Source organism: Geomicrobium sp. JSM 1781026, from assembly GCF_041949955.1.
Taxonomy (GTDB): Bacteria; Bacillota; Bacilli; order Bacillales; family Marinococcaceae; genus Geomicrobium_A.
In genome coordinates this window covers 61,322-82,297 of record NZ_JBHFQF010000012.1, presented here as the reverse complement: position 1 = coordinate 82,297, position 20,976 = coordinate 61,322, and the positions used below count along the sequence as shown (strand labels likewise).

Genomic DNA, 20,976 nt, shown 5'->3' with positions numbered 1-20,976 from the left:
CCAAGTCTAATGTAATATTTACTTGGGTCATATTGATTCCCCCTGTTCATAATTTTCATGGCGAAAACATTGTAACATGGGATCAATATGACCCTTTTGACTTTTACACAATTATATGGACTCTACCTTAAAGGGCTGAATCTGATTCCATAAATGGGCGTTAGGAACTAGATGTCGATCGATTGGAATCAGAACGAGGCAAAACGATCACTTATGAGTGAATCTGATTCCAATCAAAAATCTTTGGAACCAATTCCTGCGCCCCAAGTTAAAACCCGCAGCTCAGAAAAACAAATCGCTTTTTAAGCACCTCGTTGCGTGTATAGCGATGATGGTTCTACTTTTGTAGATTGTGTTTGCCTTCATGGCGCTTTTTCTGTCTCTCTAGCAAGAAGGCGCTCTATCGCTGCAATCAGGCCGTTTTATAGTGACAAGGGGTTTATGTATAGAGAATTCGACAAAGTCTTCTCATAAGCGAAATATAAGCAATGAGAGGCTGTGCATAAAAAAAGAAACCAGGTATCGGCAACATCCGACACCTGGTTTCTTTTTTCATATGGATTATTCGTTGACTGCATCCTTTAGTTGCTTACCTGGGCGGAAAGCAGGGTTCTTCGTTGCTGGGATCTCGATCTCATCTCCAGTTTGCGGGTTACGTCCTTTTCTAGACGCACGCTCGCGTACTTCAAAGCTACCAAAGCCAACAAGTTGAACTTTGTCGCCTGCCTTAAGAGAATCGGTAATGTTGTCGAATACCGCGTCTACGGCCTTTGAAGCTTCTTTTTTGGAAAGATCTGCATGTTCAGCAACAGCATTGATCAAATCTGTTTTGTTCATTGAAATTACTCCCTTTCATGACATTTTAATCCGGGTACATTACAAATTTACTCATGAAACCCTTGCTATGTCAAGTGTTGTACCGATATTTAAGAGAAATGAAACGTTCGTCTAAAGTATAGCCGAGAAAAATGCGTTTCAATCATTCGGTCTTTAGAATCAGCGATCCGACGGCTTTTCGGCGACAACATCGCTTCTTGTCGGCTTTACGTGTTCAGGATAGCTGTCATGAAGTTCATCAATCTCGGTGTTCTCCCAAAGTTCGACACCAATGCGGTGAGCGGACCTAGAAATGATCATAGCAGCGACCGGGGCTGTCAAAAAGACGAAAACAATGGCGAAAAGAAGCTGTAACAGCAGCTCGCCTCGCATTAAAAACATAAAGAATGTGCCGATGATGACGAAGATGATTCCTAATGTTGCACTTTTCGTAGCCGCATGCATGCGCCCGTAGGCATCTTTTAACCGGAGAATGCCGATCGACCCAATTAAGCTTAAAAATACACCTAAAATAATACATATACTAATGAGAATCTCGATCAATGACGACACCCCTCTCGAGGAATTTGGCAATGGCTACTGAGCCTAAGAATGCGAGAATCGCAATGATGAGGGTTACTTCTACGTAAGCACTTGTGTCTTGGACGATCATAATGAGACAGATGACACCGATCAAGTTTAGACCAAACGAGTCAAGCGCGACAACTCGATCCGAGGTTGTTGGTCCGATAAGCGCACGAATTAAGCAAAGGGCAATGGATATAGACAATGCAATAAGTGCATAGGGGACAATCGTCTCAACCATTATTCTCCCACCTCTCGTATGGCTTTTTCAAAGCTGTCTGTAATGTCTTTAATAACTTCTTCTCGGTCATCAACATGAATGACGTGAATATATAAGGTTCTAGCATCGGACGAATAATCCATCGTTAACGTACCTGGCGTTAATGTGACCAGCATCGATAAGATCGTGATTTCCCAATCGTACTTGAGTGTCGTTGGAACGGCAATAATGCCTGGTTTCACGTCACGCTTTAAGTTCGGGTTTAATACGACTTTCACCATATCATAGTTGGCGACTAACAATTCTTTCGTGAACAATAAGATCAAGCGAATAATCGCAAACCCTTTTCGTAAATAAAAGGGCTGGTTTAAGATTCCTCTAAAAAAGTAGACGATGATCATACCTAGAACGTAACCGATGAGAAAATCAGAACCTGTATATTCCTGTTGAAGGGCGACCCAAATGACCATAATGGCAACGTTTAATAAAAATTGAAAGACCATAGCATCTACTCTCCTAATACCGTATTGATATAGTTGCTTGGTTCTAATATTTCTTCAGCAATTGTCATCGATACTTGCATCACAGGTTCTGCTGCAAAACCAAATACGACAGTGAGCAGAACGAGTGGGATGATCGGGTAAAGAAGCGAACCGACCTTGATTTGTCTTTGCTCAGTTGTATGTTTCTCTTTGCCCCAGTACACATACATCATGATTTTCACCATGGAGTAGAGGGTAAGGAGACCGACAAACAGGGCGATACCGACGATGATGTAATGTCCTTGATCCAAACCGTCTAAAACGAGAGGATATTTCGCAAAGAAACCTGTAAGTGGCGGGATGCCAGCTAGTGACATGGCTGTTATGAAGAATAACCAAGCAAGCCAAGGATGAGAGCTTAATAGGCCTCCCATTTTCTTTAAATCACTCGTTCCCGTTATCCGTTCAGTGACCCCAGCAAATTGGAATAGCGCTGTTTTAACGATGCTATGGTGTGCGATGAAATAGATCGCACCAGCAATTGCTAGCGGTGAAAAAATGCTAAAGCCCATCATAATATAGCCGTACTGACTAATACAGTGGTATGCCAAAATGCTCTTGTAATTATAACTTGCCACCGCACCGAGGACACCTAAGATCATCGTGAATGCCGCCATAACGAGAATAACAGTATGCGTGAACTCGGGATTTTGATTAAAGACGACACTAAACATCCGAATAATGGCATACAGGCCGACTTTCGTTAATAAACCACCAAATAAGGCGGCGATGGCTGATGGAGGCCCCGTGTATGCTCGTGGAAGCCAAAAGTATAGCGGGAAGATGGCACCCTTTACACCGAAGATGACGATGAAAAGCACGGCGATGACGTTCAATAGGCCGTCTTGCCCGAGCTCAGCGACGCGCACGCCTAAATGCGCGAAATTCAGTGTGCCTGTTGCTGCATAGATGTAAGCAACCCCTGCTAAAAATAGCATAGATGCAAACATGTTAATGACAAAATACTTAAAGGTCTCTCGCAGTTGAAACTTGCTGCTGCCGTGCACCATAAGTATGTATGAAGATATGAGCATAACCTCAAAGAATACAAACAAGTTAAAGAGGTCACCCGTTAAAAAGGACCCGTTAATTCCTGTTAGTAGGAAGAAGAAAAACGGATAAAAGAAATAGCGTGAACGTTCAGGGCGGATTGTTTTAAAAGCATAGTATAAACTAACCGTCCCAATGATCGCTGAAACGAGCAACATAAAAGCAGACAATAAGTCGGCAACGAGAGGGATGCCGTATGGGGCTTGCCAATCTCCAAGGTGAATCACAACGGTTCCATTTGTCAAAACCTCAGAGAATAGAAGGATACTTCCGATGAGCATGGCTAGCATCGTAACGGCACTGATTACCTTTTGAATCCGCTCATTTTTAGAGAAAAAGACGAGCACAGCGCCCATGATGACCGGGACAATCAGCGGTATTAGTATTAAATTAGTCATCATTAGCCCCCCTTAGTTCATCAAGATCATCGGTTTTATGAACGTTATATAGTCGGTATGCGAGTGCAAGTGAAAAAGAGGTCATACCGAAACTAATAACGATGGCAGTCAGAATGAGCGCTTGTGGGAGTGGGTCTGTATACGCCCACTCCGCTTGGTCAACAAGCGCTGGCATGCCTTCTTTTAGTCCAGCCATTGTGAGTAGCAATAAGTGAGCACCGTGGGACAAAAGAACAATTCCAATGACGACACGTAAGATGCTACGTGTGAGCATAAGGTAAGTTCCCACCATGAAAAGCACACCGATTGCGATTGACATGAGTAGTTCCATATTAGATGTCCTCCGCAATAGTCAGGATAATGAGTAATGCTGCTCCACCGACACCTAAATAGATGCCTAAATCAAACAGAACAGCGGTCGTCAATTCAAACTCGCCAAAGAAAGGCAGATAAAAGTAATCGAAAAACTGTGTGAGAAACGGCAGGCCGACAACAGTACCGATCAAACCGGTAAGCATCGAAATTAAAATGCCTGCAGCAATCCATTTTATATAATCGATAGGAAGAATCTTATTCACTTTACGCTGGTCAAAGGTCACGTACAGTAGAAGAATAGACGTTGCTAGCATCAGTCCACCGATAAACCCACCGCCGGGAGCGTTATGCCCGGCAAAGAATAGATAAATGGATAGAGCGAGAATCAAAAATGCAGCGACACGCGTGACGTGAATGAATAACAGGTTGTTTGTTTTCCACTTCATTGCCATTCGTTCTCACCCTCCTTCAGACGGAATTTTACGACCGCATAGACGGCGAGTGCAGCGATGCCGAGAACGAGCAATTCGAGCACTGTATCCAGCCCACGGTAATCAACAAGGATAACGTTGACGACATTGTAACCACCTGCAAGATCTGCAGAATTTTCGAGGTGGTACTGAGAAATTGGGATTAAATCATGTCCTTGTCGATACGCATTAGCAGCGAGTGCAACGAGCGTAACTGTAACGCCGACACCGACCGAAATGATGACATTCGTCCACTTAAACAGCGGCTTGCTCTTCTCTTTGCGAAGTTCAGGTAAATGATAAAATGCAAGCATAAACAAGATGACGACGACCGTCTCGACTAGTAGTTGAGTCATTGCTAGGTCAGGTGCTCTAAAGAGCACGAACAAAACGGCGATGTAAAAACCGACAAAACCTAGCATAACAATTGAAGCGACTCGTTTTTGAATGAAAGGTATGGCGATTACAGATACGATAAACATTCCGATGATGATGAACTCGTAAAGTTCAACATCACTCATTCCTTCTAAATTTATCGCAAAACTGTTGTACTTCACCATCGTATATACCGTTAACAACACTAAAAAGATGGCAGTTACGGCTAGGTAATCGCGAAGCCGACCGGTCATTTGTACGTTTGTAATGCCCGTTGATCCGCGAATAAGACCATTCAAGCCCGCGTCATATACGTGGTTTACGATATCACGCTCACGGTTGTAGATGGCAAGCTTTTGCCAACGGCGCATCGTTGCATAAAGAATCCCACCAAGTACAAAAACACCTATGGTCATAAATAATTCGATTTCAAATCCGTGCCAATGGGTAATGTTTACATCAAATGCGGCATGTGACTCTGGTATTCCTTGTAAAATAGAAGCCATCGCCGGCGCGATAAACGTGTCGGCCAAGAGGTTTGGAAAGATCCCAGTAATCACGACGATCGCAACGAGAATAATTGGACTAATAAGCATACCGATTGGTGCTTCGTGCACTTCTTTTTTGAAGTTCTCTGGAATAAATTTGCCACCAAAAGTCCGAAACACAAAGATGCAGCAGTATAAGAATGTAAATACACTCGCGACCCAACCGATGATCGGGAAGAATATTCCTGCTGATTGCATGGAGAAGATCTCAAACTGAGCGGCATCGGTGAGTGCCATGAAAAATTCTTCTTTACTCAAAAAGCCATTGAATGGTGGTAAACCGGCCATCGAAGCCGCGCCAATTGCTGAAATTGTAAACGTTGCTGGCATGATGGTCAGTAGACCACCCAGTTTGCGAATGTCGCGGGTACCTGTCTCATGGTCAACAATGCCTGCGGCCATGAACAAGCCACCTTTGAACGTAGCGTGATTAATAAGGTGAAACACTGCCGCAAGAATGGCACCTGTATATAACTCGTCGGGTGCATCAAAGTAAAGAGCTGCAGAACCAATTCCGAGTAAACTGACGATCATGCCTAATTGACTTATCGTTGAATACGCAAGAATGCTCTTTAAGTCTTTTTGACGAACGGCAGATATGGATCCGTATAAGAGCGTAAACAGCCCGAAAGATGCGAGAATCCAAAACCATTCCGCGGTTCCGCCAAAGAATGGCGTGAAACGAGCGATGAGGTAGATTCCGGCTTTTACCATCGTAGCTGAGTGCAAGTAGGCGCTGACAGGTGTCGGCGCTTCCATCGCATCTGGCAACCAGATGTGGAACGGAAACTGTGCAGATTTGGTGAGGGCACCGACTAAGATTAACAGCATTGCAGGAAGGAAAAAGGTTTCGGTCGTTAGCCCGTCGGCTCCTGCGATCATTTCTTGAATGCTTAACGTTCCCGTCATTAAGTAGAGAAGCGCGATACCTGCGAGCATTGTAAATCCGCCAAACACTGTGATGAGTGTTGACTTCTGTGCGCCTTTAATAGAAGCCTCTCGCTTAAACCAGTAACTAATGAGTAACATCGATGACAAACTTGTCAGTTCCCAGAACACATAAAGAACGAGGATGTTGTCTGATAGAACGACACCAAGCATCGCACCCATAAACATTAATAGATAAACATAGAAGTTATGGATCTTTTCCTGATTTTTATCGAGATAATAGATCGAATAAAGGACAACGAGAAAACCTATCCCGGTAATTAGTAAGGCAAACAGTAGCCCCCAACCGTCAATAAAGACGGAAAAATCCATTCCTAGTGTTGGAACCCAAGGTACGGAATAGTAGCTATTGTTGCCATTCATCACATCTGGGAGATATGTGATGAAATAGACAAATAGAAACAATGGCAAAAGAAATACGAACCAACCTGTGTGAACAGAGCGTATGTATTTATACAAGATTGGAACAAAGATTGCCAAGATAAATGGTGATAGAACAAGAAGTAACGTCAGTTGTTCCATATGTCGGTGTGCCTCCAGTCTGTAAGCTATTCCCTGAAAGAGTTATACTTGAGTATAGCGCATACTTAAAAACGTGCCCACTCTAAACTCTTAAGGCAATCTTTTCTTTTTAAATAGGATGAGAAAAACGCGAGAGATGAGAAAATGGATCTTTATACCTAGTCGGGTTTTTCTTTTTAACTTCCCCAATAAGAAGTTGTCAATACAAAAAAAGTAAGCAGCACACAATGTGCCACTCACGAAGACGCGTTCATGTATTGGAGTATAATTAATGATGGAGTGCAGGAGTCAGTGCCCTTCTTTCGACTTCCGATCGAATGATGGCAATGAAATCTTCGCTTAATTGCAAATGCAATGCTTGTTCGTATGCTTCTAATAGCATGTCGTCAGAAAGGTTGCGCATAGGGTTACCGCAAGACGCGGGTACACCTCCTCAATATATCATTGCCTTTAGGTGTGTAGCCTCTTGTTTGAATCTATTATGATCCTATCACGAACCTTCGACTTGAACAACTGCACTGTTATCCACAGTGCGTGGTGGATAAAATGTGAAGAGAATGTTTAAATGTTTGTTTAACCTTGATCCTATCGGATGCGAATAAGTGGATAAGTTTATCCACAGAGCTGTAGATGCATTTTTTGTCGATAAATAATTACGATTTTCTCAGCTTTTGTTTTGATTATGAGCGTTGGGGAGAGCGTGACGGCGTGTGATCGTTGAAATCACCGCCTAAAGCAGGTATACTTTCAGTTTAGTGATAGTGAGGAACGTTACGGAGGAGGAGCAACTTTGTTAGGAGCCATGGTGCCGGATCAATTTGCAGAGAGTATATACGAGATTAATTTAAAAGAGTTGAAAGACCGAGGGGTCAAAGGCGTTATTACCGACTTAGACAATACATTAGTAGAATGGGATCGTGCCGATGTGACGCCTGAGTTACTAGATTGGATTGAGATGGTCCATCAAGAAGGGTTAAAACTTACAATCGTTTCTAATAATACGAAGAAACGAGTAAGTACGTTTTCAGAACCGACGGGTGTTGCTTTTATTCATTCAGCCAAAAAACCACTCACTCGAGCGTTTAAGAGAGCGATGAGAGAGATGGGGCTGCAAAAAAATGAAGTCGTCGTCGTTGGCGATCAGCTGTTAACCGACGTATTTGGGGGCAATCGTGGTGGATTTTACACGATTCTTGTCGTTCCAGTATCTGAGACAGACGGATGGATGACGAAGGCGAACCGGAAAGTGGAACAGATGGTTATGAGGAAGTTAGAAAGGCGGAAAAGACATCATGGAAGTGAATGAAGATATCATCTGTTCGGGGTGTGGTATACCTGTTCAGACAGAAGATAAAAATGAACCAGGATATGTTCCGGTAAATGCATTGCAACGCGACGTCATCGTTTGTCAACGTTGTTATCGGTTGAAACATTATAATGAAGTTCCTGATGTGCCGCTCACGGACGAAGACTTTAGCAAAATGCTTTCTGAAGTCGGGAAGCAAGACGCGCTAATCGTCATGCTCGTTGATCTCTTCGACGTTGAGGGCAGTTGGATGCTTCATCGCAAAGATTTAAAGCATCTACCGCTGTTGCTCGTTGGCAACAAGTTCGATCTATTGCCGCAATCGGTGAATGAAAATAAAATTCGGCTTTGGCTGAAACGAGAAGCGAAGGCAAAAGGGTACGCTCCTAAATCGATCGAGCTTATGAGTGCAAATAAAAAAGCAGATGTCGTACGTGTGGCAGCCGCCATTGATGAGTTGCGGAACGGTAGAGATGTGTATGTCATCGGCAGCGCAAATGTTGGCAAGTCTACCTTCATTAATCAATTGATCCGAGCATTTGAAGGGGATGATGATCAGCTCATTACGACCTCAGTATACCCAGGCACAACACTTGCGTTTATTGATCTGCCACTAGATGACGGTTCAAAGTTGTATGATACACCTGGTGTAATCAACCCATCACAAATGTTTCAATCATTACCTCGTCACGCCGTGCATGTATTGCAACCGCGAAAAGAAATTAAACCGACCATTTTTCAGTTGCAGTCCGAGCAAACGCTTTTTATCGGTGGTCTTGCCCGTATGGACTTTTTAGAAGGTGAGTCGAATCATTTTGTTTGTTATTTTCCTGAGGCGTTCAAGCCGCATCGGACAAAGTTAGAAGCAGCCGATGATTTGTATGAGCGTCATAAAGGCCAGGATCTACTTTTGCCCCCAGCAATAGATGTTCTGGAACAAGTGCCAGAGCTTGTGTTACACACGTTTTATATTAAAGAAGATAAAACTGATCTTGTCGTTCCAGGGCTCGGTTGGATTACCGTCGGTAAAAAAGGAGCAAAGGTGAACGTATACGCACCGAAAAATGTCAAAGTTACCCTTCGATCAGCAATCATTTAAGGAGGAGAGTAAATGAAGAATTATGCAGTAATTGGCAGTCCGATTAAACATTCGATGTCTCCCTATATGCATAACGAACATTTTAGCGCACAAAGTGACGCTGCGTATTATTCAGGGTATGATGTCTGCCCGAGCGACCTTCCTGAGGCGGTTCGTGCGTTTAAGACTCTTGGTGTATCCGGGTGGAACGTCACGGTTCCTCACAAAGTGGACATTATGAACCTACTGGATGACGTTGATATTGAAGCGAAGATGATTGGTGCTGTCAACACGGTTGTCAACGACGGTGGGAAGCTTACAGGTTATAATACAGATGGTAAAGGGTTTTTGAATGCGCTTCTCGCCATGACGGGTTCTGAAGCGTTACGGGAAATGAATGTTCTGATGATTGGCGCTGGTGGTGCTGCTAGAGCGGTCGCATACTCTCTACTCACGCATGGGGTAAAAAGCCTAAGTGTCGTGAACCGGACTGAGGAGCGTGCCGAAAAAATTGCAGCGGATTTTGCCTCTATAGGCGCAATGGATGTTTACTCAACGAATGATATTACACCGTTACTTCCTCAATTTGATTGTGTAATTAATACCACATCGATCGGGTTGCAAGGGGAGCAACTAACCCTCATTGATTCGACCAAGTTGAGGTCAGGCGTATATTTAAGCGATCTCATCTATAATCCGAGTGAAACCGCTTGGTTAAAAACACATCGAACGAATGCAAGAGCCGTACAAAATGGCTTAGGGATGTTTATTGAGCAAGCTGCTCTAGCCTATGAACTATGGAGTCATCGTGAAGCAAACCGCACGGTGATGAAACAAACAGTCGAAAGAAAGTTGGGAATACCACATGCAACTTAAGAACAAACAACTTAAGTATTTAAGAAGTGAAGCCAATGCAATCAAACCGATATTGCAAGTAGGGAAAGCGGGAGTGAATCCGAACCTCATCTCTCAAATCAAAGATGCGCTAGAGGCTCGTGAGCTCATTAAAGTGAGCGTGTTGCAAAACTGTCCTGAAGACAAGGATGTGGTTGCAAATAAGCTCGCTGAACGTTCAGGAGCCCACCTCGTTCAAGTGATTGGCTTTACGATCGTTTTGTACCGCCCATCCACTGAAAATCCACGCATTGAACTACCGTAAGGGGGAGAAAATGAGAAAGATCGGCATTTTCGGTGGTACATTTGACCCTGTGCACATTGCTCATTTAATTCTTGCTGAACAAGCATTAAATGAGTGTTCACTAGATGAAGTTTGGTTTATGCCAGCGAATATTCCCCCGCATAAAAAGCATGAAGGAATGGCAGATGGTAAAGACCGAGCGCACATGGTAGAGTTGGCGATCCAGCACCACCCTCAGTTTAAATTATTGCGACTAGAACTAGCGAGAACGGGCCCATCCTATACGGTCGACACGATTGAACATTTGCTGCAAATTTACCCGAATGAGCAATTTTATTTTATTATTGGTGGCGACATGGTAAAGAGTTTGGAGCGGTGGCATCAAATCGATCGGCTGCGCGACATGGTTCGTTTTATTGTGACGGACCGGCCTGATTATTCGTTGGAAAAAGGGGAACACATTTCGGAGACGATGCTGTATATTCACGTACCCCAATTGTCCATCTCATCCTCAGACATTCGTTCTAGAATTAAAAAGCAGCAGTCCATCCGGTTTTTAATTCCGGAAGAGGTAAGGTCTTACGTTGAGGAGAATCACTTGTATGAAAACGACGGATATTGAAAACCGAGTAAAAGAAGTGCTTCCAGAGTCAAGGTTTACGCATACACTTGGCGTTCGAGACGAGGCGGTGCGTCTTGCAGAACAGTATAATGAAGATACGTACCGAATTGAAGTGGCAGCCCTTCTTCATGATTATGCAAAACCTCTTGCAAAAGAGTCATTGTTAAATGTTTTAAAAGAGCGTGAACCGAACGAAAACTTCTCCGAATTTGGGGGTGTTCTTTTACACGCGCCTGCAGGAGCTTATATGATTGAGCGTGAATTTAAGGACGTAATCGATCAAGATATTTTTAATGCTGTTTATTGGCATACAACGGGACATCCGGATATGTCTACATTTGAAAAAATCATCTTTCTTGCCGATTTCATCGAACCAGGACGTCATTTCCCTGGTGTTCATGAAGTGAGAAAAGCGGCAGAAAAAGGCTTAGATGAAGCAGTAACGGCTTGTTTTGTAAGTACAATCTCACATCTAGTCGAGAATAGACGTCCGGTACACCCGATGACGCTAGCCGCCTACAATTCAATGCTTATGACCAAACCATCAAGGAGTGAATGACTTTTTATGAATGATCAACCACTAGTGAAGCTTGCTGTACAAGCTGCTGACTCAAAAAATGCGCAAAACATTAAAGTATTACACATGAATGGGATCTCTGTCGTTGCCGATTATTTTATGATTACTCACGGATCTTCTGTGAAACAAGTACAAGCCATTGCAAGTGAAGTGAAAGAACAGGCAGAGAAGAACGGGTATGAAACAAAGCGTATGGAAGGTTACCGAGAAGGGCGCTGGGTGTTAATCGACCTCGGAGATGTAGTTGCCCATGTTTTCCATGAAGATGATCGACTGTACTATAACCTCGAAAAACTTTGGGGAGAAGCCGACCAAATTGAAGTTGGACGGATGCTTGCTTAAGGGGTTGAAACGATATGTACAGTGAAAAAGGAGCACCGCTCTACGATTATTTAATGCAAGATGCCCCGTATGAGCGGTGGTTGGAGTGGACAAATCGTGTGATTACGACACGTAATCCGAAAATGTTAGACGTTGGTTGTGGTACGGGCACACTCATGTCTATGATGCTCTCACAAGGATATGATGTGAGTGGAGTAGATTTGTCGGAATCGATGCTTGCAGCTGCCGATGAAAAGATCCGGCGGTTGAATGGTGTGAAACCGAAGCTTCATGCTCAAGACATGAGTGAGTTGTCGCTAGGAGAATGTTACGACGTGATTACCGTGTTTTGTGATTCATTAAACTATGTGCTCGATGAGCAAGACGTTCAGTCGAGCATCGTATCCTTTTACAATCACTTAAATGAATCGGGCATTCTTATTTTTGACGTGCACTCACTTTCTAAATTTCTACACGACTTCCCTGGCTTTAGTTATGGAGATGATGATCCGGATGTGTCTCTTATCTGGAATAGCTATGAACTAGAAGATTTGGAGAATGGCGTCGTGCATGATTTGACATTTTATCAAAAGCAATCCGATGGGAACTACGAACGGGTCGATGAGACGCATATGCAGCGAACATTTTCTGTCGATACGTACACAAAGTGGCTTCTGCAGGCTGGGTTTCACAATGTTCAGGTGACCGCAGATTTTACAGATGAAGCGCCAACTGAAGAGAGTGAACGCATCTTTTTTGTTGCCTCTAAGTAAAGTATTGTGACGACGAGTAGACTGTAGTATAATTCAACCAACTATACTGCAGTTTTTCTTCGAATTTCTCCTGCCCTTTATATTCATACTATTCCAACTAATTAACGTTCGATATGGAGGCACTATGACGCAAAAATGGTGGATGATTGTTGCGGGTTTAGGCATGTTTATGATTACGATTTTTGGGTTTTTATTTGCATCAAACGACCGTCAACCGGATACGCTTGAAGCATCATTGGATGAGCTGCCTTGGGAAGAGGAGAGTGAAGAAGCAGTCCCACAGGAAGAGGAGGTAGAGCTTTCGACAGTCATCGTTGATGTGAAAGGTGAGGTAGAGCGACCAGGTGTATATGAATTCGATCAAGGTTACCGAGTAGACGATGCCATTCGCATGGCAGGAGGAGTCTCCGAAACAGGGAATGAAGCATACGTGAATTTTGCACAAGTTCTCACCGATGAGATGGTCATTTACGTGCCTCATGAGGATGAGGAAGAAGGATCATTAAGTGAGCGTTGGGCAGGAACAACGGAAGCGGAAGGTGCGGGTGCAACGGTTGATATTAATACGGCTACCGAACAAGATTTACAGACGCTTCCAGGCATCGGGCCTGCTAAAGCACAGGCCATTGTTACGTATCGTGAAGAGAATGGGCGATTCGATGATCCGTCAGAACTGATGAACGTCTCCGGGATCGGGGAGAAATCATTTGCAGCACTTGTCGATCAGATCGCTACCCCATAAATCTGCCAAAAGATCGAGGACGAACGAATCATTTATAGAATGATCTGATGAGTGACAATTGTTTTACAAATGTCGTTGTATTACAATCGGAACACGACGACAAGAAAGGACAAGATAAGATGAAAAAGACAACAGCATTTTTTACATTCTCGACGTTTGGTCTCGCGTTAGCAGCTTGTACAAGTGACCCTGCAGATGAAGGTGCAGAAGAAACGGCAACTGACGCGAATGGGGAAGGGGCGTCGGATGGCGGACATTTCATTATGGCCATGCCAGCGGATGCAGTCACTTTAGATCCTCACCAAATTACTGACGTGCCGTCGCACATCGTCACTCTTAATTTGTACGAAAATTTACTCATGTTTGACGAGAATATGGAATTGGAACCCGTACTCGCTGAGTCGTATGAACAGATTGATGAGTTGACTTGGGAGTTTCAGCTTCGTGAAGGCATAGAGTTTCATGACGGTGCGGCGTTTAACGCAGAAGCTGTCGTCACGAACTTCGACCGCTTTCTAGACCCCGATACGGCGTCGCCAAGAGCGAATCTGTTTGGTCCTGTTGACGAAGTGGAAGCCGTCGATGAGTACACCGTACATATTTCCACTGACGAGCCTTTTGCCCCGTTGCTGCAACACCTCGCTCACGGGTCAGCTGGTATTTTAAGCCCTGAAGCGATTGCCAACGAAGAAGAGACACCAATTGCAACTAACCCAGTTGGAACAGGCCCATTTGAGCTAGAAGAATGGGACCTAAACAATGAAATTGTTCTAGCTAATTTCCAAGACTACTGGGGAGAACCGGCAATTTTAGACCAAGTATCGTTGCGAGTCGTACCTGAACAAGGGACGCGGATGGCGATGATGGAGCAAGGCGAAGCCCACTTTATGCAACAGATTGAACCTGCGAATGTTGCTCGAATGGAAGCGTTGGATAACATGGACGTTGTTTCTCAAGAAGGGTTCGGGATCGATTACATCGGGTTTAACAATGAAGTAGAGCCATTTGATGATGAGCGTGTCCGACAAGCGCTGTCGATGGCGCTTGACCGCGAAGCGATTGTTGAAGGGTTATACGAAGGGTACGGATCAGTAGCCGACGGACCACTTAACGATCTTGTCAATGCATCAAGTCCTGATGTTGAATCACTGCCATATGACCCAGAGCGAGCGCAAGAATTACTTGCAGAAGCAGGGTATGAAGATGGTTTTAGCGCGACGATGCACACAAATGACGCTAATCCGATGCGGGTGCAAATTGCTGAACTTGCCCAAGATCAGTTTGGGGAGATCGGTGTAGATGTGACGATTGAAGAAGTCGAATGGGGTGCGTACTTGGACCTTGTTGATGCGGGGGATACGGAAATGTTCATTCTCGGCTGGTCTATTTCAGCCGGAGACGCAGACAATGGCGTGAGAACACTTTTCCATTCTGATAACTTCGGTTCTGCGGGGAACCAAACGTTATATCATAACGAAGAAGTCGACGATCTATTAGATGAGGCACGGGCTGAACTAGATGAGGAAGCTCGACAAGACCTTTATGGTCAAGTGCAACAAACGCTCATTGATGAGGCGCCGATGATTTACACATTGCACACCGATTATGTCGTCGGGGTCAATTCATCAGTAAATGACTTTATTCATTACCCAAATGGGCAATTTCCGCTTTGGCAAGTGAGTATTGATGAGGAAGCTTCTGCTGGCTACTAGCCTCTAAAACGATGGGTGAGAGGACGATGGAGATGAAAGAAAATTGGAAGTTAGAAACGATTGCTGTGCACGGTGGGCAAGAGATTGATCCGACGACAGGAGCGCGAGCGGTGCCTATATATCAGACCACATCGTATGGGTTTCATGATACTGAACACGCGGCGAATCTTTTCTCTTTAGCTGAGACCGGGAATATTTATACTCGCATCATGAACCCGACACAAGATGTGTTTGAGAAACGGGTAGCTGCTCTTGAAGGAGGGGTAGGTGCTTTAGCGACAGCAAGTGGAAGTGCGGCAATTCACTTAGCGATTCTAAACCTTTGTAAAGCAGGAGATGAGATCGTTGCATCTAGCTCATTGTACGGAGGCACATACAATTTATTTAAGCACACGTTGCCGGATATGGGCATCACAGTGCATTTCGTGCCCATCGATGATCCAAACGCTTACAAAGAGGCGATAACAGCCGATACGAAACTCGTCTACGGGGAACTCATAGGCAACCCGGACGGGAAAATTCTTGATATTGAAAGTGTTGCAAATGTAGCCCATGAAGCAGGAGTGCCGCTAATGGTTGATGCGACGCTCGCCACTCCGTATTTATGTCGGCCGATTGAGCACGGTGCGGATATCGTCGTTCATTCGGCAACAAAGTTTATCGGAGGCCATGGAACGTCGATTGCTGGTGTGATTGTCGATAGTGGAAAGTTTGATTGGGCAAATGGAAAGTTCCCGATGTTTAGTGAACCAGACCCGAGCTATCATGGTGTCGTTTATACGGAAGCGGTCGGTGAGTTAGCATTTATTATTCGAGCGCGCGTGCGTTTACTTCGAGATATTGGTCCAGCAATTTCGCCAACAAATGCATTTCAAATGTTGCAAGGGTTAGAAACGCTTCATTTACGAATGGAACGTCATACGGAGAACGCTCAAAAAGTAGCCGAATACTTGCAAAACCATGAGAAGGTAAGTTGGGTCGATTATGCAGGATTGGATTCACACCCTAGTAAGCCGTTAGCTGACAAATATTTCACATACGGTCCAGGGGCAGTTTTGACGTTTGGTGTAAACGGTGGGATGGAAGAAGGCAAAGCGTTCATCAATCATGTACAACTTCATTCTCACGTTGCGAATGTTGGGGATGCGAAGTCATTGGTTATTCACCCAGCAAGCACAACACATCAACAATTGAGCGAAGTAGAACAAAAACAAGCAGGTGTAAAGCCCGAACTCATTCGACTTTCTGTCGGTATCGAACATGCAGATGATATCATCCAAGACCTCGCCATTGGGTTAGAGAAACTATAAGCATGTTCAAATCTTTACTCGCACATACTCCTCTTATTGCTGTAACCATCACTTTTACTATGTTTGCAGTTCTTCTTCCAGTTACTCCAGCCGTGCTCTTAGTCACTGCTGGAGTTCTCCTCTTCCTTCATATCCTTAAATTACCTAAGAGAAAAGCAATCTTGTCCATTGGAGTAGTTGTTGTATCTTCGCTTTGTTCAGGGCTGTGGGCGGCGAACGTAGACCGTCTGAATGAAAGTGTACTTACAGACGATACGAAGCGAATCGAAGGTGCAATCATGGATGTCGTATCCATCGACGGCAGTCAAGTATCGTTTTTGTTGCGTTCTTACGAAGGGGAAAAGATTCAATCTTTCATAAGGCTCAGTAACGAAGAGGATCTCGAGTTTTGGCGAGACGATGCAAAGCCGGGGACACGTTGTATACTCGAAGGCGAATTGCGAGTCCCATCGGGTCAGCGTAATTTTTCTGCCCTCAACTATGAACGTTATCTTTATGAACAGAGGATTCATTGGACGATGGCTGCTGATCATGAAAACGTCGTTTGTACACATACAGATCGCTATCATTCGCTAATCATTAAACAATGGAGGCATTATGCCATCCAGCATATTGAAGAGCATTTCCCAGCGGGAATTCAAGGAATAGCTTCTGCTCTATTGTTTGGAGATCGTTCAAAAGTTGAACATGATATCCTCCAAGCTTACCAACAACTAGGGTTAGTTCATTTGCTCGCCATCTCAGGATTGCACATTGGTATTGTGAGTGGCATCGTCTATTTCTTATTCATCCGATTTGGCGTAACGAGAGAACGAGCGGCAGAAATGATGTTTTTATTGTTACCGTTGTATGCGGTATTAGCAGGAGGAGCCCCATCCGTCGTACGCGCAGTGTGTATGAGTCTCATCGTATTTTTAGCTGTGCGATTTCGTTTTCATGTTCACCCTCTCCATACACTTTCCGCAGCCTATATCCTCATGCTTTGCTTCAACCCATATTATATCTTTCATGTGGGGTTTCAGCTCTCTTTTATGCTCACATGGTCTATCATCACTTCGATTTACATCCTTCGTTCGTTCCAAAGTAAAACGAAGCAATCTCTCTACGTTGCCATCGTTACGCAAGTTTTCTCCTTTCCACTCATCATCTATTATTTCCACTCGTATTCATTATGGAGTTTGATTTTAAATATCGTTTACGTACCGATCATTTCAATCATTGTTTTGCCGGCGATGTGGGTATTGTTTTTTCTTACGCTCATTCATCATGACCTTGCCCACGTGTGGTTGCACCTTTTATCAAAGGGGTTGGGAGGAATTCACCACTTTTTTATTTCGGTGCAAGGAAGTGTATACGGCACAACAGTATTTGGGGAAGTGTCTGTCACGTGGGTGATTGTAACAACAGCAATTGCTGTCGTGTTGTTTTACTTGTATGAAATAAGAAAACACATTCAGCTTTATGTAGGGATTGGCGTTTTTATGTTATGTGCCGCCTATCCGATTTATTCGAAGGCTTTCGACTCAAGTGTAACCGTGACGTTTATTAATGTGGGTCAAGGAGACAGCATTCTTATTGAGCTGCCGCACAGGCAAGGGACGTATCTTATCGACGCTGGGGGACATATCTCATTTCCTCAAGAAGAATGGCAAGAACGAGAGGTTCCTAGTGATCCGGGTAGGCAAAATGTCATTCCATACTTAAAAGCAAGAGGCATTCAAAAAATTGATAAGGTAATCGTTTCGCATGGAGACTACGACCATATCGGAGGATTGTTCGCGGTGTTGGAGGAATTTCCTGTTGATAAGATGTATTTCCCGGACGTTGATATTGCCGAAGATGCGGAGCGGTCTTTGATTACAAAGGCGTTGGATAAAGGTGTAGAGCTTCAGTTAATTTCGGATGGGTACACGTGGCAGTCCCGCGAGGCTATATTCCGAGTGTTACACCCAGGGGACGGGCCAATGCACAATCGAAACGATGCATCCATTGTGTTGGATGCATATGTAGGAGGCATGCGTTGGCTGTTTACGGGAGATCTTGAAGAGGATGGGGAAAAGCAAGTCATCGAGCGTTATCCAAACTTAAAGACAGACATCTTAAAAGCCGGGCATCATGGGAGTCGTACGTCAACTACTGCCGTATATTTGGAGCAGCTAAACCCTACAGTTGCTGTAATCTCTGCTGGGGTGAATAATCGTTTTCAACATCCTCATGATGAAGTTGTAGGGCGTTTAAACAAAGAGGGCGTGCGAATTCTTGGCACGTATGAGCACGGTGCGATTCGATTTACTTATAAAAACAACGGTTGGTACGTTGAAACGAGTCTCGTTGAACGATAAAAGAGCTAAACCGATGAGATTTAGCTCTTCTGAGTGGTGGTTTGAATCATTACATGCGACTAGCAAATTCAATGACGACACCAATAATAAAAATTAGAGAAAAGAAACCGAAAGATACGCCTACGCCTACGATTGCATCGTTAAAGTCATTACGCTTACTTTGCACTTCTTTTTCAAACTCGTTGTTCATATCGGACCCTCCTCATTCTTCGTCAAGTATAAGACAACCATGAAAAAAAATCCACCACCAATTGTTATTCATACAAAACCATACGTTCTAGTCGCTTTTCTCATTTTTAGTAAGAGTTGTCACCTATAATCACTCGGGGCATAGGATACGATAAGAAATGAACAGATGCGGATGTGTACCGTCGATTTGTCAGTTCCTAGGTCTCTCGAGTCGACGTTCATATAAATTTTGGGCAGTGCGATCATACGCACTGTCTTTATTCGATTTTCCCGTATAGAAAAACGATGGTACACTAAATATAGGATGGCATTTTTAACGAAGTGTATGTATGAAAGAGTGATAAGATGAGCACATACGTAAAAGCAATCGAGCAAATACAAAAAGGGAATCTTCAACCTCTATACTTATTGTACGGTACAGAAGCGTACATGATTGAAGACGTAATTCAAACGCTTACGGATCGGGTGTTATCACCGGATGAGAAAGAATTTAACTTCTCTCAATATGATCTAACTGAAACCCCGGTACAAGCTGGCATTGAGGATGCGAAAACGGCATCATTTTTTGGGAATCAAAAGGTGATTGTCCTCAAACATGCGTATTTCCTGACAGGTCAAAAGTCAAAGGAATCGATTGACCATGATCTATCGCAACTGGAGCGGTATGTTGAGGAAGGGTTGTCTGACGATATTCTTATCATTACCGTCGAGTCTCAGAAATTAGACGAGCGAAAGAAAATTGTGAAGCGATTAAAAAAACAAGCGACCGTTATTGAAGCAGCGCCTCTAGAACACGGTGCTCAAGTAGAGTGGTTGAATAGATTGGCTAGTAAGTGGACGGTACAATTTGAACCGAGAGCATTGGAACATTTTCTTTCCATTACAGCACCCGATTTACATATTCGAAAAAACGAAGTTGAGAAATGTGCATTGTTCGCAGGTGAGGGTGGTATCATCACCGAAAGCATGGTAGACCAACTTGTTCCCAAAAGCCTCGAAGATAATGTGTTCACACTCATTGATCGGGTAAGTGAAGGGAATACAGAAAAAGCGCTCGTATTGTACGATGAACTGATGAATAGTGGGGAAGAGCCGATAAAAATTACAGTTTTACTTGCGAGGCAGCTAAGGATGATGAGCTTAGTGCTGGATATGGATCATCGCGGGTATTCCCAACAAAAAATGGCAGGCACAATTGGTGTGCCACCGTTTGTCGTCGGTAAAATCCGAAATAAAGCAAAGGGTTTACAAAGCACCGCCATTTACCGGGCTTTGTCTGATTTAGCTGAAGTTGATTACAAAATGAAGCAAGGACTCGTCGAAAAGCATACCGCACTCAAGCTCTATATCGCTACGCTACCTGGGACGCTTGCAACGAAATAATAAAAGGCATAACTTGAATTACAGAATTTCTAAAAGAACCAAAGGTAAACCAATCGTTAAAGACTAAAGTGCTACGTCATTGAAGGTCGACTTAATCGTTCGCAGTAGATGTAGTAAGGAATGGTTTTGATGACTGCCATTGACACCCAAAATGTATGAATAGCGTTCAGAGGCACAATTAAGGACCTCTAGTACACAAACGATGCCATTCAGACAGTTAATGAGAATGAAAGGCGGTGACGCCTATGGAACCAGGACCTAGACGAGACCCCGCAGCTCATCAGAAGCTCGCTGAAAAAGAGAAATTGATAAACGTATAACAATGTTTGGTTAGCTATAAATAGAAAATCCCACGTAGACCATGTCTATGATGGAATTCTCCTCAATGAGTAACAAATTTTAGCAGGAATCCCCACATAGAAAGACTATATCCCCACATAGGCGGTTCTATGATGGGATAATGTACGATCGCAAAGCTGAATATAGTTGTAATCCCCACATAGGACCCTATGGTTCATGTTAACGAGAAATTTAGAGAGTAAGACGCTGTTTTTTGAAGTAATCTCGTGACCGATCCTCCACTGCATAGAAAACACGGTGGATGTTGTCCTTTTGCTCTGTAGTGCTGGCATCGGCCTGTAGTGGAAAGCGACAAACAATAGCCCAAGTTTGGGGAATTTAAGGGTCATCCTAT

Annotated in this window: 23 protein-coding genes; 13 read left to right on the top strand and 10 right to left on the bottom strand. The window is 43.9% G+C overall.

The features are described from left to right. Positions 1-561: 561 nt before the first annotated feature. The 9 genes from ACE1TF_RS18165 to ACE1TF_RS18125 all read right to left on the bottom strand — a co-directional run bounded on the left by ACE1TF_RS18165 (position 562) and on the right by ACE1TF_RS18125 (position 7,192). On the bottom strand, positions 562-837 hold the full coding sequence (locus ACE1TF_RS18165; RefSeq protein ID WP_042401017.1) for an HU family DNA-binding protein: 276 nt from the start codon (positions 835-837) through the stop codon (positions 562-564). Positions 838-996: 159 nt separating this feature from the next. Then, entirely contained in the window at positions 997-1,389 is a 393-nt protein-coding gene (gene mnhG / locus ACE1TF_RS18160; RefSeq protein ID WP_307190163.1) for a monovalent cation/H(+) antiporter subunit G, read from the bottom strand. Then, complete coding sequence (locus ACE1TF_RS18155; protein ID WP_042401020.1) at positions 1,361-1,642, bottom strand: Na(+)/H(+) antiporter subunit F1; 282 nt, start codon at positions 1,640-1,642, stop codon at positions 1,361-1,363. The genes mnhG and ACE1TF_RS18155 overlap by 29 nt, the downstream gene beginning before the upstream one ends. After that, the gene (locus ACE1TF_RS18150) at positions 1,642-2,124 is read right to left on the bottom strand and encodes a Na+/H+ antiporter subunit E (RefSeq protein ID WP_375018884.1); all 483 of its coding nucleotides are present in this window, start codon (positions 2,122-2,124) and stop codon (positions 1,642-1,644) included. Before ACE1TF_RS18150 ends, ACE1TF_RS18155 begins: the two co-directional genes overlap by 1 nt. Positions 2,125-2,129: 5 nt before the next feature. Further along, on the bottom strand, positions 2,130-3,611 hold the full coding sequence (locus ACE1TF_RS18145; RefSeq protein WP_375018882.1) for a Na+/H+ antiporter subunit D: 1,482 nt from the start codon (positions 3,609-3,611) through the stop codon (positions 2,130-2,132). Further along, a complete protein-coding gene (locus ACE1TF_RS18140; protein ID WP_042401027.1) occupies positions 3,604-3,942 on the bottom strand; it encodes a Na(+)/H(+) antiporter subunit C in 339 nt (112 codons plus the stop codon). The genes ACE1TF_RS18145 and ACE1TF_RS18140 overlap by 8 nt, the downstream gene beginning before the upstream one ends. A gap of 1 nt (position 3,943) precedes the next feature. Next, complete coding sequence (locus ACE1TF_RS18135) at positions 3,944-4,378, bottom strand: Na(+)/H(+) antiporter subunit B (protein ID WP_307189788.1); 435 nt, start codon at positions 4,376-4,378, stop codon at positions 3,944-3,946. Beyond that, on the bottom strand, positions 4,369-6,789 hold the full coding sequence (locus tag ACE1TF_RS18130) for a Na+/H+ antiporter subunit A (protein WP_375018879.1): 2,421 nt from the start codon (positions 6,787-6,789) through the stop codon (positions 4,369-4,371). The genes ACE1TF_RS18135 and ACE1TF_RS18130 overlap by 10 nt, the downstream gene beginning before the upstream one ends. A 268-nt stretch (positions 6,790-7,057) precedes the next feature. Then, the gene (locus ACE1TF_RS18125) at positions 7,058-7,192 is read right to left on the bottom strand and encodes a sporulation histidine kinase inhibitor Sda (RefSeq protein ID WP_081829246.1); all 135 of its coding nucleotides are present in this window, start codon (positions 7,190-7,192) and stop codon (positions 7,058-7,060) included. A 387-nt stretch (positions 7,193-7,579) separates the two neighbouring features. Between ACE1TF_RS18125 and ACE1TF_RS18120 the strand changes: the two genes are divergently transcribed. The 12 genes from ACE1TF_RS18120 to ACE1TF_RS18065 all read left to right on the top strand — a co-directional run bounded on the left by ACE1TF_RS18120 (position 7,580) and on the right by ACE1TF_RS18065 (position 18,710). Then, a complete protein-coding gene (locus tag ACE1TF_RS18120) occupies positions 7,580-8,095 on the top strand; it encodes a YqeG family HAD IIIA-type phosphatase (RefSeq protein WP_375018877.1) in 516 nt (171 codons plus the stop codon). Then, the gene (yqeH, locus tag ACE1TF_RS18115; protein WP_307189789.1) at positions 8,082-9,194 is read left to right on the top strand and encodes a ribosome biogenesis GTPase YqeH; all 1,113 of its coding nucleotides are present in this window, start codon (positions 8,082-8,084) and stop codon (positions 9,192-9,194) included. The genes ACE1TF_RS18120 and yqeH overlap by 14 nt, the downstream gene beginning before the upstream one ends. A gap of 12 nt (positions 9,195-9,206) precedes the next feature. After that, on the top strand, positions 9,207-10,049 hold the full coding sequence (aroE, locus tag ACE1TF_RS18110) for a shikimate dehydrogenase (protein ID WP_042401033.1): 843 nt from the start codon (positions 9,207-9,209) through the stop codon (positions 10,047-10,049). Beyond that, on the top strand, positions 10,039-10,332 hold the full coding sequence (gene yhbY, locus ACE1TF_RS18105) for a ribosome assembly RNA-binding protein YhbY (protein WP_042401036.1): 294 nt from the start codon (positions 10,039-10,041) through the stop codon (positions 10,330-10,332). The genes aroE and yhbY overlap by 11 nt, the downstream gene beginning before the upstream one ends. A gap of 10 nt (positions 10,333-10,342) precedes the next feature. Continuing rightward, positions 10,343-10,933: a nicotinate-nucleotide adenylyltransferase gene (locus ACE1TF_RS18100; protein ID WP_375018874.1), complete on the top strand. Its 591-nt coding sequence runs from the start codon at positions 10,343-10,345 to the stop codon at positions 10,931-10,933. Beyond that, complete coding sequence (gene yqeK, locus ACE1TF_RS18095; protein WP_042401039.1) at positions 10,914-11,492, top strand: bis(5'-nucleosyl)-tetraphosphatase (symmetrical) YqeK; 579 nt, start codon at positions 10,914-10,916, stop codon at positions 11,490-11,492. Before ACE1TF_RS18100 ends, yqeK begins: the two co-directional genes overlap by 20 nt. A gap of 6 nt (positions 11,493-11,498) precedes the next feature. Then, a complete protein-coding gene (rsfS, locus tag ACE1TF_RS18090) occupies positions 11,499-11,852 on the top strand; it encodes a ribosome silencing factor (RefSeq protein WP_042424570.1) in 354 nt (117 codons plus the stop codon). A gap of 14 nt (positions 11,853-11,866) precedes the next feature. Beyond that, on the top strand, positions 11,867-12,604 hold the full coding sequence (locus ACE1TF_RS18085; protein WP_042401045.1) for a class I SAM-dependent DNA methyltransferase: 738 nt from the start codon (positions 11,867-11,869) through the stop codon (positions 12,602-12,604). Positions 12,605-12,728: 124 nt separating this feature from the next. Continuing rightward, positions 12,729-13,346, top strand: coding sequence for a helix-hairpin-helix domain-containing protein (locus ACE1TF_RS18080; protein ID WP_375018871.1), 618 nt, complete (start codon positions 12,729-12,731; stop codon positions 13,344-13,346). Between the two features lie 119 nt (positions 13,347-13,465). After that, positions 13,466-15,058 (top strand): glutathione ABC transporter substrate-binding protein, encoded by a 1,593-nt coding sequence (locus ACE1TF_RS18075; RefSeq protein WP_375018869.1) that lies wholly within the window; start codon positions 13,466-13,468, stop codon positions 15,056-15,058. A 32-nt stretch (positions 15,059-15,090) separates the two neighbouring features. Further along, on the top strand, positions 15,091-16,368 hold the full coding sequence (locus ACE1TF_RS18070) for an O-acetylhomoserine aminocarboxypropyltransferase/cysteine synthase family protein (RefSeq protein ID WP_375018889.1): 1,278 nt from the start codon (positions 15,091-15,093) through the stop codon (positions 16,366-16,368). A gap of 2 nt (positions 16,369-16,370) precedes the next feature. Then, positions 16,371-18,710 carry a DNA internalization-related competence protein ComEC/Rec2 gene (locus ACE1TF_RS18065; protein ID WP_375018867.1) on the top strand — a complete coding sequence of 780 codons (2,340 nt, stop codon included), beginning with the start codon at positions 16,371-16,373 and terminating at the stop codon, positions 18,708-18,710. A 49-nt stretch (positions 18,711-18,759) separates the two neighbouring features. On the opposite strand, the gene ACE1TF_RS18060 is transcribed toward ACE1TF_RS18065, so the two are convergent. Beyond that, positions 18,760-18,900, bottom strand: coding sequence for a YqzM family protein (locus tag ACE1TF_RS18060; protein WP_042401052.1), 141 nt, complete (start codon positions 18,898-18,900; stop codon positions 18,760-18,762). Positions 18,901-19,244: 344 nt separating this feature from the next. Between ACE1TF_RS18060 and holA the strand changes: the two genes are divergently transcribed. Then, the gene (holA, locus tag ACE1TF_RS18055; RefSeq protein WP_042401054.1) at positions 19,245-20,282 is read left to right on the top strand and encodes a DNA polymerase III subunit delta; all 1,038 of its coding nucleotides are present in this window, start codon (positions 19,245-19,247) and stop codon (positions 20,280-20,282) included. Positions 20,283-20,976 lie beyond the last annotated feature (694 nt).

Bases quoted from the DNA above. Each gene is read 5' to 3' on its own strand.
- ACE1TF_RS18060 (WP_042401052.1), bottom strand. From the start codon at position 18,900: ATGAACAACGAGTTTGAAAAAGAAGTGCAAAGTAAGCGTAATGACTTT.
- ACE1TF_RS18135 (WP_307189788.1), bottom strand. From the start codon at position 4,378: ATGGCAATGAAGTGGAAAACAAACAACCTGTTATTCATTCACGTCACG.
- ACE1TF_RS18080 (WP_375018871.1), top strand. From the start codon at position 12,729: ATGACGCAAAAATGGTGGATGATTGTTGCGGGTTTAGGCATGTTTATG.
- yqeH (WP_307189789.1), top strand. From the start codon at position 8,082: ATGGAAGTGAATGAAGATATCATCTGTTCGGGGTGTGGTATACCTGTT.
- ACE1TF_RS18145 (WP_375018882.1), bottom strand. From the start codon at position 3,611: ATGACTAATTTAATACTAATACCGCTGATTGTCCCGGTCATCATGGGC.
- yqeK (WP_042401039.1), top strand. From the start codon at position 10,914: ATGAAAACGACGGATATTGAAAACCGAGTAAAAGAAGTGCTTCCAGAG.
- ACE1TF_RS18140 (WP_042401027.1), bottom strand. From the start codon at position 3,942: ATGGAACTACTCATGTCAATCGCAATCGGTGTGCTTTTCATGGTGGGA.
- ACE1TF_RS18125 (WP_081829246.1), bottom strand. From the start codon at position 7,192: ATGCGCAACCTTTCTGACGACATGCTATTAGAAGCATACGAACAAGCA.
- ACE1TF_RS18085 (WP_042401045.1), top strand. From the start codon at position 11,867: ATGTACAGTGAAAAAGGAGCACCGCTCTACGATTATTTAATGCAAGAT.
- yhbY (WP_042401036.1), top strand. From the start codon at position 10,039: ATGCAACTTAAGAACAAACAACTTAAGTATTTAAGAAGTGAAGCCAAT.
- ACE1TF_RS18155 (WP_042401020.1), bottom strand. From the start codon at position 1,642: ATGGTTGAGACGATTGTCCCCTATGCACTTATTGCATTGTCTATATCC.
- rsfS (WP_042424570.1), top strand. From the start codon at position 11,499: ATGAATGATCAACCACTAGTGAAGCTTGCTGTACAAGCTGCTGACTCA.
- ACE1TF_RS18065 (WP_375018867.1), top strand. From the start codon at position 16,371: ATGTTCAAATCTTTACTCGCACATACTCCTCTTATTGCTGTAACCATC.
- aroE (WP_042401033.1), top strand. From the start codon at position 9,207: ATGAAGAATTATGCAGTAATTGGCAGTCCGATTAAACATTCGATGTCT.
- ACE1TF_RS18075 (WP_375018869.1), top strand. From the start codon at position 13,466: ATGAAAAAGACAACAGCATTTTTTACATTCTCGACGTTTGGTCTCGCG.
- holA (WP_042401054.1), top strand. From the start codon at position 19,245: ATGAGCACATACGTAAAAGCAATCGAGCAAATACAAAAAGGGAATCTT.
- ACE1TF_RS18165 (WP_042401017.1), bottom strand. From the start codon at position 837: ATGAACAAAACAGATTTGATCAATGCTGTTGCTGAACATGCAGATCTT.
- ACE1TF_RS18130 (WP_375018879.1), bottom strand. From the start codon at position 6,789: ATGGAACAACTGACGTTACTTCTTGTTCTATCACCATTTATCTTGGCA.
- ACE1TF_RS18070 (WP_375018889.1), top strand. From the start codon at position 15,091: ATGAAAGAAAATTGGAAGTTAGAAACGATTGCTGTGCACGGTGGGCAA.
- ACE1TF_RS18100 (WP_375018874.1), top strand. From the start codon at position 10,343: ATGAGAAAGATCGGCATTTTCGGTGGTACATTTGACCCTGTGCACATT.
- ACE1TF_RS18150 (WP_375018884.1), bottom strand. From the start codon at position 2,124: ATGGTCTTTCAATTTTTATTAAACGTTGCCATTATGGTCATTTGGGTC.